This is a genomic window from Oceanobacillus sp. FSL W7-1281 (genome assembly GCF_037969835.1).
Lineage (GTDB): Bacteria > Bacillota > Bacilli > Bacillales > Amphibacillaceae > Oceanobacillus > Oceanobacillus oncorhynchi.
Genome location: NZ_CP150214.1, coordinates 3,847,234 through 3,862,576 on the forward strand (window position 1 = coordinate 3,847,234; position 15,343 = coordinate 3,862,576).

Consider the following 15,343-nt stretch of genomic DNA (forward strand, 5'->3'; position numbering starts at 1 on the left):
CCTCCTTATTTTTTAGATCGGCGCAGCGTCTTCTTAGCTACATCCAGCTCAAAATCCAATGTTTCTAAATCATCCCTCAGCATCACTTGCAGATCCTTTTTAATCGTGGGACTAAAGGCGGTAAGCGTCTGCCTGGTTTCCTTTAATGATTTTTGCATCTCGATCGATGGAGAAGGCTGGCTGGAAAGATACGCATAACGCTCTGATAATTCGACAAGCGAGTCTAAATGATTATAGAAGAAACGCTCCGCCTGATAGAATCGTACCGGTTCTTTTCTTGCGTTGTTATATATTTTTTGAGCCGTTCTTACAATCGTTAAATTCTCCCGCGCATGCTGGAAAGACCTTACTTTGAATAAAGCTTTCTGCATACGTGTGATTTTTCCTCTTGCCTCTTTTAAATTGGCATCAATAAATTTATATTCTTTTTTAGTCAATCCCTGACTTTTAACAAATCGATAATCCATAATCTGTTTTGTGGCTGCATAGGTCAATACGCCCCCAATTGCAGCAAAAAGACTGGTCAACAGGACAGTCTGTCCATATATAAAAAAGCTAACAAGCCATATAGCTGTCAGGCTGACAGCACCAACAAAGCTCTGCATTAAAAATTGCATAATTGCTCGCATATGCTCACTCCTACGTGATTAATCATTCTATCCTAAGTATAATCGTCTATACTCTTACTCTTATTATACTATTACGAACGAGGCTTTTAAAAGTTTCAATTTCTTTTTATTTAAAACCCGTTACATAAATTATTTTCTCATATCTCACCTGCAGTAAGAAATCTTTAACAGCAGCTTTCTCTTCTTCCTCTTAAAGAGACCCCTGTTTAATTTATCTTTATATTAAAAAATATGATAATATAAGAATGAATGTTCTTATATTTGCCGAACCGAAATTAGCAGACTTACATTCATGGAGGGATTTTTAATGAAACGAATTGGTATTGATGCAGGCGGATCTTTAATAAAAATTGCCTATGAAAAGGGAGGCAGGCTTCGATTAAAAACTTTTCCTGCCAAGCAAACCCATGAGGTCATTTCCTGGTTGAAGATGACTGCACCGGAAGCAGCGCTTCAGGTGACAGGCGGAAGAGCTGAACAGATTAAAGCTGACAACCAATCTATTTCTATTTTTAAGGAATTCACATGTGTAATAGAGGGAACAAAGTACTTATTATCGGAAGAAAAAAAGCTGCCGGATACGGATTATCTTTTAGTGAACATCGGCACAGGAACTTCTTTTTTCCACAAACAAAAACGCTTATCGGGAACAGGAGTCGGCGGCGGGTTATTTACGGGGCTCGGAGCAATTATTGCGGGTACTTCTGATTATCATTCGCTGGTAGATCTGGCCTCTAAAGGAGACAGGACCAGCAGTGATTTGATGGTCTCAGATATTTATCAATCCAGCTATTCGCCTGTCGAGGCTTCTTTGACCGCTGCTAATTTTGGAAAAGATCAGCTGGATCAATCCGTTTCAGCTGAGGACCAGCTGGCCGCATTAACCCAGCTTATTGGCGAGACGATTGTACTGCTTTCCAGCTTAACGGCAAACTCATTAGATACAAAAGAAATCGTCATGATCGGCGGTGCATTGACCGGAAACCCGCTTTTAAAGCAAGTGATAGGCTCTTTTGAAAGTATGTTTGATTACAATTTAACCTTTTTAGAAAAAGGAGGCCATGCCGGTGCTGTCGGTGCATTATATTACGATGAATAAAAAGAATAACAGGAACAAGGAGAATTCATTTTGAAAAACATTATTTATTTCAGCTTTATAATTATCTTTGCATTGGCAGGCTGTAACGCAGACACAGATACAGCAGCACAATCAAATAGCGTGGACGGAGATTTTCAAGCACATTTTATTGATGTCGGGCAAGGCGATTCCACCTTATTCACTTTCGACGACGGAGAGGAAGAAACGGCAATCCTGTTCGATACGGGGGACTGGCAGGGTAATGAAGTGGTTCCTTACTTAGAGGCACAGGGAATCACAGCAATTGATCTGGTCATTATCAGCCATCCGGACGCAGATCATATCGGTCAGCTTTCCAATATCCTGGATCATTTTGCTGTCGATGAAGTTTGGATGTCCGGCAATGAAAGCACCTCCAATACATACCAGACTGCGATGGAAAAAATCTTATCCCAGGATATCAATTATCATGAACCGCGGACCGGCGAGGAGTATGAACTTGGCCCGATTGACTTGGAAGTGCTGTACCCTGAGGACATTTCCGGAAAAGCGAATGAAGAGTCGGTCAGTATTCGTTTAGCCTATGATCAGGTTTCCTTTGTTTTGACTGGAGATGCCGGAGTGAAGGAAGAAAAGGAAATGATAGAAGCTTCTTCGCTTAACAGCACCTTCTTACATTTAGGGCATCATGGCTCCAATACATCCACAGACCCTGCCTTTTTAGATGCTGTCGATCCGCAGGCTGCAATTTATAGCGCTGGAGAAGATAATTCATACGGTCATCCGAGTACAGAGGTTATTGATTTATTAGATGAAGAAAACATTGACTGGTACGGAACGGATGTAGATGGAAGCATTGTTGTCACGACAGATGGATCATCCTATTCGATTGAAACCGAAATGGGCGAGGATATTACTGTTTCCAAACCGGATGCAGCCGAGGAGGAGAATCAGGATGCTTCCGAAGACACTTCTGCCTCAAACGAGGAAAACAAGGATAGCAGCTGTATTAATATCAATAACGCATCCCAAGAGGAATTAACCGGGATTATTCATATCGGTGACGAACGTGCCAATCAAATAATAGATAAACGCCCGTTCGATACGTTTGAGGAGCTGGAGGAAATTGACGGAATCGGTCCGAGCAGAATCGCAGATATGGAAGCCGAGGGTCTGATTTGTGACTTTTAAAGGAGGGATATAGCATGAAAGGAATTATCGACCGGTTTGAAGGCGAATCGGCTGTTATTTTAGTGGAAGCGGAGAATCGGGAATTACTTGTTCCAAAGAAGGAGCTTCCGAGTGACTGTAAAGTGAAATCAGCGGTAATTGTAGAAGAATCCGCAGGAAAGCAAAACCCAGTAATTCAGCTTGATCCGGAAACAGATCAGAAGAAAAAACAAGTGTCCAGTAACCTGCGGGAAGCTCTATTAAATCGAAAAAAGAATAGTAAACTGAAAAAAAAGAAATAGTTTACCTCCTTTTTCTTTCCATCCAAGAGACTTTATTAATGGTAAGAAAAACTTGCTGCATCATTCTCTTTGAAACGCGAAAAAGAGCTGGTTCACGTATCAGCTCTTTTTCTATGATTTATCATAAAAACATGCAAAACTTTTTATTATACCGTTAATACCGGCTGCTGCCCCACCATCGAAAGGAATAATTCCAGAAAGCGATTATCATCAGTCAGCTCCGGATGAAAAGCCGCTACAATTAAATTTTCTTCTCTTGCAGCCACAATTTTATCATCATAGGCAGCTAAAACTTCCACATTCTCTCCTGCCGATTCAATATATGGGGCACGTATAAATACAGCTGGATACGGCTCCTTCATTCCGTTCACATCCAGATTTGCTTCAAAGCTGTCCCGCTGTCTTCCAAAACCATTCCGTTTGACCTGCACATCCATCAGACCTAAATGCAGACTCTGCTCTGCATCTACCTGACCCTTACCAAGCAAAACGAGGCCGGCACAGGTTCCAAAAACCGGCTTCTTGGATTGGGCAAATTGCTGTACAGCTTCTACAAGATTATTTTTCTTCATCAAGCGCCAAATGGCTGTGCTTTCCCCTCCCGGAATAATTAAAGCATCCACCGTTTCAAGCAGCTCTTTATTTTTGATCAGAATCGGCTCATGTCCTGCTTGTTGCAGATGACTCGCATGCTCTTCTGTCGCTCCCTGCATGCCAAGAATTCCGATTCGATATTTTTGTTCACTCATCGTATCCGCTCCTTTCAGCGACTTAGAAACTCCGATCCTGCATTCTCTCCTCTGCTCTTAACGTTTTCATATCGATACCCTTCATTGCTTCTCCCAAGTCTTTCGAAAGCTCGCCAATTTTTTGATAGTCTTGATAATACGTTGTTGCTTCGACAATAGAACGTGCAAATTTTTCCGGATTTTTCGATTTAAAGATGCCAGATCCGACAAAGACCCCATCTGCTCCAAGCTCCATCATCAATGCTGCATCTGCCGGAGTTGCCACTCCGCCTGCAGCAAAGTTTACCACTGGCAGCCTGCCTGTTTCCTTCACCTGCAGCAGCACTTCAAATGGTGCTCCAAGATTTTTAGCTTCTGTCATCAGCTCATCCTCGTTCATATGTACAATTCTTCTTACCTGTGATTGCACTTCGCGTAAATGGCGTACTGCTTCCACGATATTTCCCGTTCCAGGCTCTCCTTTTGTCCGAAGCATCGACGCGCCTTCTCCAATCCGGCGGGCTGCTTCTCCTAAATCACGGCATCCGCATACAAATGGGACAGTGAACGGCTTTTTATCCAAATGGAATAAATCATCCGCTGGTGTCAGTACTTCACTCTCATCAATATAATCCACACCAAGGGATTCTAAAACACGTGCTTCGACAATATGACCGATACGCACCTTTGCCATAACTGGAATGGATACGGCTTCCATCACTTCTTCTACAATACTGACATCTGCCATTCTCGCTACCCCGCCTGCAGCACGAATATCAGACGGGACTTTCTCCAAGGCCATGACAGCAACAGCGCCCGCTTCTTCCGCTATTTTTGCCTGTTCTTTATTAACAACATCCATAATGACGCCGCCTTTTTGCATTTGCGCCATTCCTCTTTTTACACGCTCTGTACCTGTTACTCGATCTGCCATTTTATTTCCTCCTAGATTTTTGATTGATTTTTTATTATTATAAAAATAATATGATATGAATGAAAGTGCCAATTTCGCATCATTTAATGAGGTCAGTTTTTCAAAGGAGAGAGAAAATGGATTTATTATCTGTTCATTTAGAAAAAACAAACAATACCCCTTTATACGAACAGCTTTACGAGTTTATTAAACAGGAAATTGTACAGGAGCGGCTTCCCTATGGTCAAAAACTGCCTTCTAAACGAAAGCTCGCTAATCATTTGGAAGTAAGCCAGAATACAGTGGAAACTGCTTTTGAACAGCTTGTTGCGGAAGGTTATATCGCATCACAGCCCAGAAAGGGATTCTATGTACTGGCACATGGCGATTTAGAATTTGTAGAGCATTCAGGGAAAAAGGAGATTGCTGATGCGGAGAAAGAACCATCCGTTTTATTTGATTTTTCTCCCAATAAAATTGATACGGAGGCATTCCCCTTTTCGGCATGGAGAAAGCTAAACCGGCACGTCATTGATGAATCCCATCATGATTTACTGCTGCTTGGTGATGCCCAAGGCGATAAAGAGCTGCGTGAAGCTATTGCCCACTATGTATATCACGCACGGGGAATCGACTGTGATCCGGACACAATTGTCGTCGGAGCAGGTATTGAAGTTTTAATGCAGCAGCTGCTTTCCCTGCTTCCCGCAACGACTATATTCGGCGTGGAGGACCCAGGTTATCAGTTGATGATGAAATTGATTACCCATTTCGGCTTTTTAGGACGAGCCTTAGATATGAATGAAGAAGGCGTGTCCATTGAAGCCGTCCGTCTCTTAGAGCCTGATTACATCTATGTCACTCCGTCCAACCATTTTCCATATGGAACAGTGACCTCCATCAACCGGCGCAATCAGCTGTTACAGTGGGCAAATGAAACAGCTGACCGGTATATTATAGAAGATGATTATGACAGTGAGTTTCGTTATACAGGGAAAACGATACCTCCTATGAAAAAAATGGATTTCAATGACCGGGTTATCTACCTTGGTTCGTTTTCCAAATCATTGATTCCTTCCCTGCGAATCAGCTATATGATCCTGCCAAAAGCATTACTGGAGCAGTATCGGAACAGGCTTACTTTTCACCATTCTACCGTTTCGCGAATGGATCAGCATGTGCTGGCGCATTTTATTCAGGAGGGTTATTTTGAAAAGCATTTGAATCGAATGCGGAAAATATATAGAAAGAAATTTGAACTGGTCCATCAGCTTTTTGAAGCTTATAAGCCTGCTATTCAACTGCTGGGCGAACAGTCTGGATTGCACATTGTTTGCGAAGTACGAAACGGACTGACAGAAGAGGAGATAATGAGAAGAGCCAGACAGCAAAGAATCAAACTATATCCTATTTCTTATTACGCCTCTAAAAATGCTGTTGTCTCTCATCCACAATTTGTTATTGGCTTTGCAGGACTAAAAGAAGGTGACATCGAAAGGGCCGTGCAACATCTTATCGCTATTTTTCAGTCTGGATAAAATGATGCTGCTTATCCATAGACATTTTAACTGCTATGGGTATGCAGCTGTTATTTTCAATTTCTTAGAAAGTCTCTCTGTAACGCATACATTTCCTGCCCTTTTTAAAAATTAATGGAATTATAATAAATCTATGCTATAATATATTATCTTCTTCTAATCCTATCGGCATATATTTTCATTCCTTGTTATTTTACACCCAATTTTGAAATGTCACCACACAGCGTAAAGAAGCATTTCTCAATAAGAAAGGAAGATATTAATGGATTTCATATATACGATGTTAAATCATTTTAATGATTTTATATGGACATATATCCTGATTTTTGCATTAATCGGATTAGGTCTTTATTTCACTTTCAGAACTAAATTTGTCCAATTTCGTTTACTGCCGGAAATGTTTCGGACTGTATTTGATAAACGTTCCTATGATGCATCTGGAACGAAAGGGACCAGCTCTTTCCAAGCATTTGCAATCAGTGCTGCTTCCCGGGTAGGGACTGGTAATATGGCAGGTGTTGCTACAGCTGTAGCTTTAGGAGGGCCTGGCGCTTTATTTTGGATGTGGATTATCGCCCTTATTGGTGCAGCATCCGGTTTTGTTGAAAGTACGTTAGCGCAATTATACAAAGAAAAAGATAATAACCAATTCCGCGGCGGTCCCGCTTATTATATGGAAAAGGGAATGAATAAGCGCTGGCTGGGCATCACCTTTGCAGTTATGATTACATTTACGTATGGATTTGTATTTAGCTCTGTACAGTCAAATACAATCAGTATCGCATTTGATTCACAATTTAACGTCAGCCCAGTCTGGATTGCTGTTATCCTGACGATTCTTACAGCAGCAGTTATTTTTGGCGGCTTAAAAAGTATCGCCAATGTTTCCCAGATTATTGTTCCATTTATGGCAATTATATATGTCGGCCTGGCATTGATTATTGTTGCATTAAATATCACTGCCATCCCGGATATGTTTGTATTGATTTTTGAAAATGCATTTGGTGTCCGTGAAGTTGCTGGCGGCGGCTTTGGAGCAGCGATTATGCTTGGCATTCGCCGCGGACTCTTCTCCAATGAAGCTGGAATGGGGGCGGCACCGAATGCTGCGGCGACTGCAGATGTAAGTCACCCGGTGAAACAGGGGCTAGTACAAGCATTAGGTGTCTTCTTCGACACATTGCTTGTTTGTACGGCAACCGGGCTAGTTATTCTGTCAGCTGGAGGATTTGCAGGCAGTGAGGCAGATGGTATTGCTTTAACACAGAGTGCCTTCACTCAAATGTTAGGAAGCTGGGCTGGTATATTTATTGCTATCTCTGTTTTCTTATTTGCTTTCACATCTATTCTCGGAAATTATTATTATGGGGAAAATAACCTGGCTTATATCAAAAATTCCAAAGTGTTGATTTTCCTATATCGAATCGCTGCATTATTAATGGTTATCTTTGGTACATTTGCATCCTTTGATCTTGTCTGGTTATTAGCAGATATATTCATGGCATTGCTCGCCCTGCTCAACCTTTTTGCAATCACTGTCCTGTTTAAGAAAGCCAATATTTTATTAAAGGATTATATGAGGCAGCGGAAAGAAGGAAAAGACCCTGTCTTCTATAAAGATACTCTGGACGACCAGACCGGCATTGAATGCTGGGAACGGGAAACCGAGAAACAATAATCATATCCAAAGAAACCATAGCTGCTTTTGCCGGCTATGGTTTTTCTATGGATACAAGTAGAAATCGTACATAACTTCGGGAGCGGCCTTGCTTAAGAAAAGTTACTTCGTGTTTATAGCTTTCATCTTCCGGGAAGACGGATAATAGCTATTATTTTTTGTGATTAGGGCATATGTTGAATGCAAGAAATTCCGGATTAATGAAGCGTCAATCGATGGAATGCTTCATTTGATTGGACATTTCCATATTTAGAAACCATCCGTAATATGAGGGGGGATATTGTGAATAATAAAAACAGAAGATTCTTAATTATTTCTTTATGCATTAATATGCTTCTGGTAATTGCAGCATTAGCAGGTTTGGTTTATCTTCTTTTTATTAACAAAGCCGATGACACAAGCTCGTCCTCCCTCTTGTTTATCTCATTCTCCATCATCCTGTTAGGTTTTGGTATCAGGTCGATATTTAATATCATTTCGCTTTCTAAAATAAAAAATCAGAAAAATCGTTAACTAATAAAAAAGGGAGCGCCGCAAAAACAATCTGCAGCATTCCCTTTTCTCTTTATTCAAATACAATGGTTTTATTTCCGTGCACAATAATTCGATCTTCTAAATGCCATTTAACAGCCTGCGCCAATACCCTGCGCTCAATGGATTGTCCAATCTTTTTTAAGTCCTCCACATTATGCTCATGGCTGACCGGCTCTGTTCCCTGTTCAATAATTGGCCCCTCATCTAAATCATTGGTTACATAATGCGATGTCGCACCAATCATTTTCACTCCCCGTTCAAAGGCACGTTCATACGGTTTGGCTCCGATAAATGCCGGCAGGAAAGAGTGATGGATATTAATGATTCGATCTTTAAATACTTCCACAAACGTTGGAGAAAGAATTTGCATGTAGCGTGCCAATACAATCAAATCAATATCGTAGTCCTCTAAGATTTCCTTTTGCTTCGCTTCTATCTCCGGTTTGGTTTCTTTCGTAACGGGCAGATGGTAAAAATCAATCCCTAATGCTTCTACCATTTTACGGGAATTTTCATGATTGCTGATAACCACTGGAATATTTGCCATTAAATCGCCACTTTGCCATTCCCATAACAGCTCTAATAAACAATGCGGCTCTTTCGAAACAAAAATCGCGATATTTTTCAACTCGTGAACCAGGCTCAGGCGCCAGTCCATTTGAAAACGATCGGCAATCTCCTGAAATTCCTGCTTCAGTTTTTCCACGTCTGTCCCGGTCTGGTATTCAAAATCAAGGCGCATAAAGAATTCGCCGCCTTTTGGATCTTGGGTATATTGATTAGATGTGACGATATTTGCCTGCTGGTTCCATAAAAATGTAGAGATTGCAGACACAATTCCCGGCTGATCTGGACATTTAATCATTAATCTTGCTCTATTTTCGTAACGGTCTTTATAAAAATCCGTCCGTTTATCTGTATACATATTCACTGTCTAATTTCCTCACTTTATTTATATTCGTAAACTATGAAAACTCCCGCCACTTAATTTCATCCGAAATTTGAAGTGGGGGTTTCTGGAGTATCGACTCTCAAAATGACGATTAACCACCAGTGGAGTTGACACATTGGTGTGCTAAAAACACCCAACCCCGCTATCCCATTGGTCCTGCCTTCTGGGATTACTTTTATTTTACAATCAAAGATACTGGCCTTCGTAAAGCTTCAATACTGGAAAAGCTATGTTTAAATGCATCTTTGAAAACTTTCTTCATTATATTTGCAGCACCATTTACATCTGCGTTGATACATTCTTTGCTTTTCGAAAGGTAAAGACCACGTTTGATGCGCTTGCCTGAAAATAAATCATTTTTATTGTGTTGACTATAAACAGGAATTTCATCGTTATCTAGAAAGCTTGCCTTCGACGTATAAGATTCTTCTGTCAACACCACGGTTATCCCATGCTTCTCTGCTTTGTATGTGATCATTTGAATAAGCAGGCTGTGCGGGAAGTGGTAAAGGATTGGTTATTTCTTTTCCCCATATCAGAGCGTTGTTTCCACGCTTTATTCTGACCGATAATGATGGTATCAATATCCTCTTCCAAGGCGATTTTCACGATTTGAAAGCTAGCCTTATGAAATAAGTCTTTGATTTGAAGAAATCTTTTTTGGCTGATTTTCTCCAAACGTTTCGATGTAAACAGACCCTCGTTTGTATTTTTCCCTTGCCGAATAATGCCCGTATAATAGGCTTTTAACTGATTATATCGCTGATTAACAGATTTGATATTTTTGCCCTTCAATAAGACCGGTCTTTTGCCAGTATTTGTGACAATGGTTGCAAGATTATCAATACCTAAATCAACAGACAGAAAACGTTTTTTTGATTCTTTCCTTTCTACTTCTGTATGAATCTGAAAAATTAATTCCACGACATAATGACCATATTTTGGAACCACTCGGACCTGCTTAAGTTTCCCCTCAGAATAACCTAATTTTCCAATATTTAGGCGTTCTTTTGTTTTAGGAAACTTCAAGAATTTATTTTCTTTTACCACACAATCTTGATTTGAAAAGGATATTTCCTTTTCTTTTGAACGACAATATCCTGGTATTTTAGGACATGCTCTAAATTTTGTGGGGTTCTTTTTATATTCTCTCAAACTGCTATAAAAGGATTTCCAATTTTGAAATACTTTTTTCATAATCCCTTGACTCGACTGGATTGGTAAGGACTGATAATCGTTCTGTTTCATCGTTTTAAACAATGCATCCAAAAAACGGTAATAAATATATGGATTATTGTTAGACGGCATCTCAAATAAATGACATTTTATTTCCTTTTGCCGGGGTTCGGCTTTTCCCTTTTCTTTCGCAACCATCCTTTGATAGGCTATCATTTGGTTATCATTCATTTCGGGCAAATGTTTTCGGATTGTTTCCAATATTTCTTCTTGAAGCGGCAGCAGTCCTTTTTCTTGTTTTAAACCTGTAAAAACTTGTCGGATATAAAAGTTAGTTGTATTATGCATATTTTTTCCATGTTGACACATGTTTTGAAAATACACATGCATCCGATGACCTTTTTTTACCCAAATTTGCATGGTTTTATATGCAGCCAATTTATTTTAACCCCTTTTTAAAACGAACATATGTTTTATACCTTTTATAATATCATTAAAGGAAGGGAAATACCACTTCCCTGAACAAAGATTTTGTGGATAGTCTGAATGATGCTTTTGCTTTAAAGAAAGAAGAAGAAAGAAGAAGAAATTCTTTATATTTTCTTAACCTCTAAAGTACTAAACCGTCAATTCACCTCCCACCTAAAATTCCGTGAAATTTTTGAGGAAGGAGTCCTCTTGGCTTTAAGGATAGATTATCGGAAAAGAACACATCTGGTCAAGTGTTTTATCAAAAGGATACAGCCAAAGTTTCCCCTCTGGCTGTAACGGTTATTCTAAATTCGTCAGCTGATACCCTTCATCTGTCAGCTCCACCGTGTAAGTCCACTGATAATCTTCTGTTTCTGACTCGCCGCTGGCGTATATTAATTCAATCGTTTCACTTGTTGTTACTTCCCATGTTTCGGAGTCTACTTCTTCCACATCTTCCACGGAAACAGACTGTACCTCCTGCCTCATTTCGCTGTCCGATAAACGCTCCACCAAATCACGCTGCATCGTTTCTAAGCTGCTTCCAGAAGCAATGTATTCAGCAACCAGATCATAATCACCTGTGTTAATCGCATCTACTAAACTGTAAACATAATAGTCGACGGCTAATTCAACATCTGCAATTTCTGCTTCGCCGGAGCTGCTGTCTTGGTTATCCTCGCTGTCAGCATCATCTTCATCCTCCAGCACAACACCTTCATACTCCTCGCCAGATGCTGCAAAAAATTCATAATCAACATTCCCCGGAGCAAAATTATCCGAAAAATAATGCATATCCCATTCGCCGCTGTCTGCAAGATATTGAACAATAAAAACAGCTTCCAGCTCTATTTCTTCGTACTCTGAATCAGGGTCATAGGTACCTGTCATATTCAGCTGCACAGGAATTTGGAAGGCAGGGTTATCTGTTGCATAATATTCTGCATCTGCCAAAGCAATCCCGATTTCATCTAATCTGCCGCTGAATCCATTATCATAATACGTAAAAAGTTCATCCTCTAATACTTCACTTAATTCATCTGAAACATTTTCAATCACAGATGCATCCAGCTTGGCTGTTGCTTCTACATAATTTTCACTAAAGTTTGTGATGACTTCTTTGATTTCTTCTTCAGCTTCTTCATTGAAGTAATCCGTAATATACACATCATGTTCCCTGTCTGTAATCGCGATCGGTTCAATTTCAAGATCTCCCCAATCTGCTTTGACAACCCCTGTCAACTCCATGGAACCATCCAGCAACAGCGGCCCGGCTGATACATAACCGCTATCCATATTCGTTTCAAGGGGTTCTTCATTAATCAATAATTCCATCGAATTGTACGGCAAATCACCAGCAAACATTTCATAGAAAGTCACTTCGCCTACTTCTAATTCCGAATCATAGCTGTTATACGTATCCATTAACCGGACGTTCTGGCTCTTCGAAGCTTCTCCGTAATCTGTTTCAAAACTGCTTGCCGCTTCATAAATCCCGGGAGCTAATGGACCATATTCAATATAATCAGAGGATGCATCGGCCTCTTCAATGCTGCCGCCGTTAAAGGTTGTTGTCACCCCTTCTACATTAGAATAGACAGTAACGTACTGCGGCTCGGCTGCTACATCGTATTGCGTGAAAAACAAGAATGCTTTTTCATTGGATTCTTCCATATCAAAAACAGGAAGTTCGTCAAATAGCACTTCGGAATCTCCCTCACTGATAAAAGCGAATTCCTCCTCTTCCCTCATCGCAGCCAAAGCATTGGCCTCCTCAGCAGAAAGCTCCTTGCCGTCTACTGTCATCATCTTTTGAATCGTTTCAGTATCTCCCTCAGCCATCGCACTTGCAAAACGATCTGCCGTGTTTTCCTCAGAATAATACCTATATCCCCAAATACCTAAACCAATGACACATAATGCAATGACGCCAAGTATTCCTGTCAATATTTTTTTCTTTTTTGTCATCGGCTTCTTTTCTTTATTCACCTGTCGTGTCTGCTGCTCGCTTCGTGTCTGATTTTCTTCCTTGCCAGCTTGCTCTATCGGTGTTTTCTTCTCTGCAGCTTCTTTTTCCGTTTCCGGCGCTATGGCTTTATGTTTTGGCGCCTCGCTGCTTACCTTTGTTCCGCAATGCTTACAAAATTGCGCTCCGTCCCCAATTGGCTTTCCACATTCTTTACAAAATTTACTCAATCTTTTCTCTCCCTCTTTTTCGTAGCATGAACGCCTATTGCTTTTCCTTATATATAATGGAAAAACAAACGCTTCCTCTCGTTTTTTAACAATGCCTATGTACAGGAAACAGAAAATTACAACATTATTTTCTGCACTCTTTTCTTATATGTCATATGCGCACAGCTTCTGCACTGCCTGCATACAATATTCTTATCACGTCACAACCATAGGCTGATTCCATAATAGATACAGCTCCCGCCTCGTGTAAGAAATAATCAAAAGTTATCTTTAGGAGGTTTTTTAATGGATTCCGATAAGCATGATTCCCGTTCTGATAAGAAAAAAGTTTTCCCTGAAAATTGGAATATTGATTTTACCCCCTTCCAAGAGTTCGTCGATCGAATGGATAATTTATTTTCACGCTCTTTTAAATCATTCCAGGGCCAGATACTTAATGATTTTCCCGCAGAAATCATAGAGGAAAAAAATCACGTTTATGTAAAAGCAGAAGTTCCTGGATACCGCCGGCAGGATATTCAAATTGAAATCATAGGAAATCAAATAAAAATAATATTAAATAAGGACGAAAGCCTATCCGTACAGACTGAAAAAGAAAACGTAAATAAAAAAGCCATCGAGCGGAAAGAACGCATTATTACACTCCCTTTTAATATACCAAAAAAAAGCATCACGGCAACCCTTGAGAATGGAATTTTAATCATAAAAATCCCAAATCAATCCATATCTCCCCATATAATAGATATTGAAGACTAATAAGCAGCTGACAAAGTCATACAATGAACTGCAGGAAAATTCGCAGCAAGCCTGCTTCTGCGAATTAATTCCCCAATAAAAATCGCCGTATGACAGTTTTCATACAGCGATTTTTTTATTCTTTTATCATGAAAAAAAGCAAAAAACTCCCATTAAATGAAGTTCCGTTTTATAATCCGACCTGACTCCGTGCATCCTCTAACACTTCAGCGGCTGCAATCGTATGATCGATTAATTCCTCAAATACTTTCTCATCATGATTTTTAATAATTTTATTGATATGAATAAACTCATAGGAAAGTCTTGCCCGGTCCTGTTTTACAGAGATGTCCTTTGTTTTTCCATCAATCGTGATTTTGACATTTCTTGCACCATTTGCGCCAGGCTTGATATACATATACCCTTCTTCTCCCTGAATCGATACAAAATTTTCACCAGTGGTGTCCTTCGATCCGACACAGCTTGCTTGAAAACCTGGATAGGAAAGTAAAGCGATACCGGAAGTATCTATGCCATTTTCATACAAATTCGCTTTATAAGTAACCTCTTCCGGCTTGCCAAATAAACGCAATACAAAATGGAGATTATAGATATTGATATCCGCCAATGCACCGCCTGCAAACGCAGGATTAAACATATTGGTCACCTCTCCAGCTTTTAATTGATCATAGCGGCTGGAATACTGGCTGTAATTACATTGAATTAGCCGGATAGGCCCTAATCGTTCAATATGCTTGGACAGCTCTAGAAAGTTAGGTAAAAACAAAGTAGGGATAGCTTCAAAAACAAACACTTGATTTTGTATCGCTGCCTCCTTCAGCTCCTTCGCTTCCTTGGCAGTCGGCGTGAACGGCTTTTCACAAATAACATGCTTTTTATTTTCTATCGCTTGAAGCGCCTGCTGTTTATGCAGTTGATTAGGGGAAGCAATATATACGGTATCTATCTCTTCATCAGCAAAAAATTCTTCCAAAGATGTATAGGTTTTCGGGATTTGAAACTCGTCGGCTAATCCATCCGCTGTTTCTTGTTTTCTGGAATATGCAGCAACACAGTTTACTTCTTCAACCGGTTCTATTGCCCGCAGCATCTCCTGAACAATCTTACCTGATCCAATTGTGCCTAATTTCATACTAACCAACCTTTCCTGTGATTTAATAACTTTTCATTTTAATATTTGTTATCTGAGCTATTTTTTACATTATACTAAAAATCATTCGAA

Annotated in this window: 13 protein-coding genes and 1 pseudogene; 7 read left to right on the plus strand and 7 right to left on the minus strand. The window is 40.1% G+C overall.

Annotated elements, in window-relative coordinates; genetic code table 11:
• Positions 1 to 5: 5 nt before the first annotated feature.
• Positions 6 to 629 carry a 5-bromo-4-chloroindolyl phosphate hydrolysis family protein gene (locus MKX55_RS18945; protein WP_193065495.1) on the minus strand — a complete coding sequence of 208 codons (624 nt, stop codon included), beginning with the start codon at positions 627 to 629 and terminating at the stop codon, positions 6 to 8.
• Between the two features lie 307 nt (positions 630 to 936).
• On the opposite strand from MKX55_RS18945, the gene coaW reads away from it, so the two are divergent.
• From coaW to MKX55_RS18960, 3 genes are read left to right on the plus strand one after another with little or no spacing between them, the layout of a single operon-like run.
• On the plus strand, positions 937 to 1,728 hold the full coding sequence (gene coaW, locus MKX55_RS18950) for a type II pantothenate kinase (protein ID WP_339234148.1): 792 nt from the start codon (positions 937 to 939) through the stop codon (positions 1,726 to 1,728).
• Positions 1,729 to 1,758: 30 nt separating this feature from the next.
• Positions 1,759 to 2,898 (plus strand): MBL fold metallo-hydrolase, encoded by a 1,140-nt coding sequence (locus MKX55_RS18955; protein WP_339234151.1) that lies wholly within the window; start codon positions 1,759 to 1,761, stop codon positions 2,896 to 2,898.
• Positions 2,899 to 2,912: 14 nt separating this feature from the next.
• Positions 2,913 to 3,179, plus strand: a complete 267-nt coding sequence (locus MKX55_RS18960; RefSeq protein ID WP_042529946.1) for a DUF3006 domain-containing protein — start codon at positions 2,913 to 2,915, stop codon at positions 3,177 to 3,179.
• A gap of 146 nt (positions 3,180 to 3,325) precedes the next feature.
• On the opposite strand, the gene pdxT is transcribed toward MKX55_RS18960, so the two are convergent.
• Both pdxT and pdxS read right to left on the minus strand, forming a co-directional pair.
• Complete coding sequence (gene pdxT, locus MKX55_RS18965; protein WP_339234154.1) at positions 3,326 to 3,928, minus strand: pyridoxal 5'-phosphate synthase glutaminase subunit PdxT; 603 nt, start codon at positions 3,926 to 3,928, stop codon at positions 3,326 to 3,328.
• Between the two features lie 22 nt (positions 3,929 to 3,950).
• The gene (gene pdxS / locus MKX55_RS18970) at positions 3,951 to 4,841 is read right to left on the minus strand and encodes a pyridoxal 5'-phosphate synthase lyase subunit PdxS (protein ID WP_339234156.1); all 891 of its coding nucleotides are present in this window, start codon (positions 4,839 to 4,841) and stop codon (positions 3,951 to 3,953) included.
• A 116-nt stretch (positions 4,842 to 4,957) separates the two neighbouring features.
• Between pdxS and MKX55_RS18975 the strand changes: the two genes are divergently transcribed.
• The 3 genes from MKX55_RS18975 (at position 4,958) to MKX55_RS18985 (ending at position 8,549) form a co-directional block, all read left to right on the plus strand.
• Positions 4,958 to 6,358 (plus strand): PLP-dependent aminotransferase family protein, encoded by a 1,401-nt coding sequence (locus MKX55_RS18975; protein WP_339234158.1) that lies wholly within the window; start codon positions 4,958 to 4,960, stop codon positions 6,356 to 6,358.
• 262 nt (positions 6,359 to 6,620) lie between these two features.
• Positions 6,621 to 8,036, plus strand: coding sequence for an alanine/glycine:cation symporter family protein (locus tag MKX55_RS18980; RefSeq protein WP_339234160.1), 1,416 nt, complete (start codon positions 6,621 to 6,623; stop codon positions 8,034 to 8,036).
• A gap of 282 nt (positions 8,037 to 8,318) precedes the next feature.
• Entirely contained in the window at positions 8,319 to 8,549 is a 231-nt protein-coding gene (locus tag MKX55_RS18985) for a hypothetical protein (RefSeq protein ID WP_339234163.1), read from the plus strand.
• 52 nt (positions 8,550 to 8,601) lie between these two features.
• Here the strand turns inward: MKX55_RS18985 and purU are convergent, their stop codons facing one another.
• The 3 genes and pseudogenes from purU to MKX55_RS19000 all read right to left on the minus strand — a co-directional run bounded on the left by purU (position 8,602) and on the right by MKX55_RS19000 (position 13,365).
• Entirely contained in the window at positions 8,602 to 9,495 is an 894-nt protein-coding gene (gene purU, locus MKX55_RS18990) for a formyltetrahydrofolate deformylase (RefSeq protein WP_042535773.1), read from the minus strand.
• Positions 9,496 to 9,697: 202 nt separating this feature from the next.
• Positions 9,698 to 11,118 (minus strand): annotated as a pseudogene (locus tag MKX55_RS18995) (transposase).
• A gap of 351 nt (positions 11,119 to 11,469) precedes the next feature.
• Positions 11,470 to 13,365 carry a zinc-ribbon domain-containing protein gene (locus MKX55_RS19000; RefSeq protein WP_339179730.1) on the minus strand — a complete coding sequence of 632 codons (1,896 nt, stop codon included), beginning with the start codon at positions 13,363 to 13,365 and terminating at the stop codon, positions 11,470 to 11,472.
• A 285-nt stretch (positions 13,366 to 13,650) separates the two neighbouring features.
• Between MKX55_RS19000 and MKX55_RS19005 the strand changes: the two genes are divergently transcribed.
• On the plus strand, positions 13,651 to 14,121 hold the full coding sequence (locus MKX55_RS19005) for an Hsp20/alpha crystallin family protein (protein ID WP_339179732.1): 471 nt from the start codon (positions 13,651 to 13,653) through the stop codon (positions 14,119 to 14,121).
• A 169-nt stretch (positions 14,122 to 14,290) separates the two neighbouring features.
• Here the strand turns inward: MKX55_RS19005 and MKX55_RS19010 are convergent, their stop codons facing one another.
• Positions 14,291 to 15,253, minus strand: coding sequence for a Gfo/Idh/MocA family oxidoreductase (locus MKX55_RS19010; RefSeq protein WP_339234165.1), 963 nt, complete (start codon positions 15,251 to 15,253; stop codon positions 14,291 to 14,293).
• Positions 15,254 to 15,343: the final 90 nt, after the last annotated feature.

Bases quoted from the DNA above. Each gene is read 5' to 3' on its own strand.
- MKX55_RS18945 (WP_193065495.1), bottom strand. From the start codon at position 629: ATGCGAGCAATTATGCAATTTTTAATGCAGAGCTTTGTTGGTGCTGTC.
- coaW (WP_339234148.1), top strand. From the start codon at position 937: ATGAAACGAATTGGTATTGATGCAGGCGGATCTTTAATAAAAATTGCC.
- MKX55_RS18960 (WP_042529946.1), top strand. From the start codon at position 2,913: ATGAAAGGAATTATCGACCGGTTTGAAGGCGAATCGGCTGTTATTTTA.
- pdxT (WP_339234154.1), bottom strand. From the start codon at position 3,928: ATGAGTGAACAAAAATATCGAATCGGAATTCTTGGCATGCAGGGAGCG.
- pdxS (WP_339234156.1), bottom strand. From the start codon at position 4,841: ATGGCAGATCGAGTAACAGGTACAGAGCGTGTAAAAAGAGGAATGGCG.
- MKX55_RS18975 (WP_339234158.1), top strand. From the start codon at position 4,958: ATGGATTTATTATCTGTTCATTTAGAAAAAACAAACAATACCCCTTTA.
- MKX55_RS18980 (WP_339234160.1), top strand. From the start codon at position 6,621: ATGGATTTCATATATACGATGTTAAATCATTTTAATGATTTTATATGG.
- purU (WP_042535773.1), bottom strand. From the start codon at position 9,495: ATGTATACAGATAAACGGACGGATTTTTATAAAGACCGTTACGAAAAT.
- MKX55_RS19005 (WP_339179732.1), top strand. From the start codon at position 13,651: ATGGATTCCGATAAGCATGATTCCCGTTCTGATAAGAAAAAAGTTTTC.
- MKX55_RS19010 (WP_339234165.1), bottom strand. From the start codon at position 15,253: ATGAAATTAGGCACAATTGGATCAGGTAAGATTGTTCAGGAGATGCTG.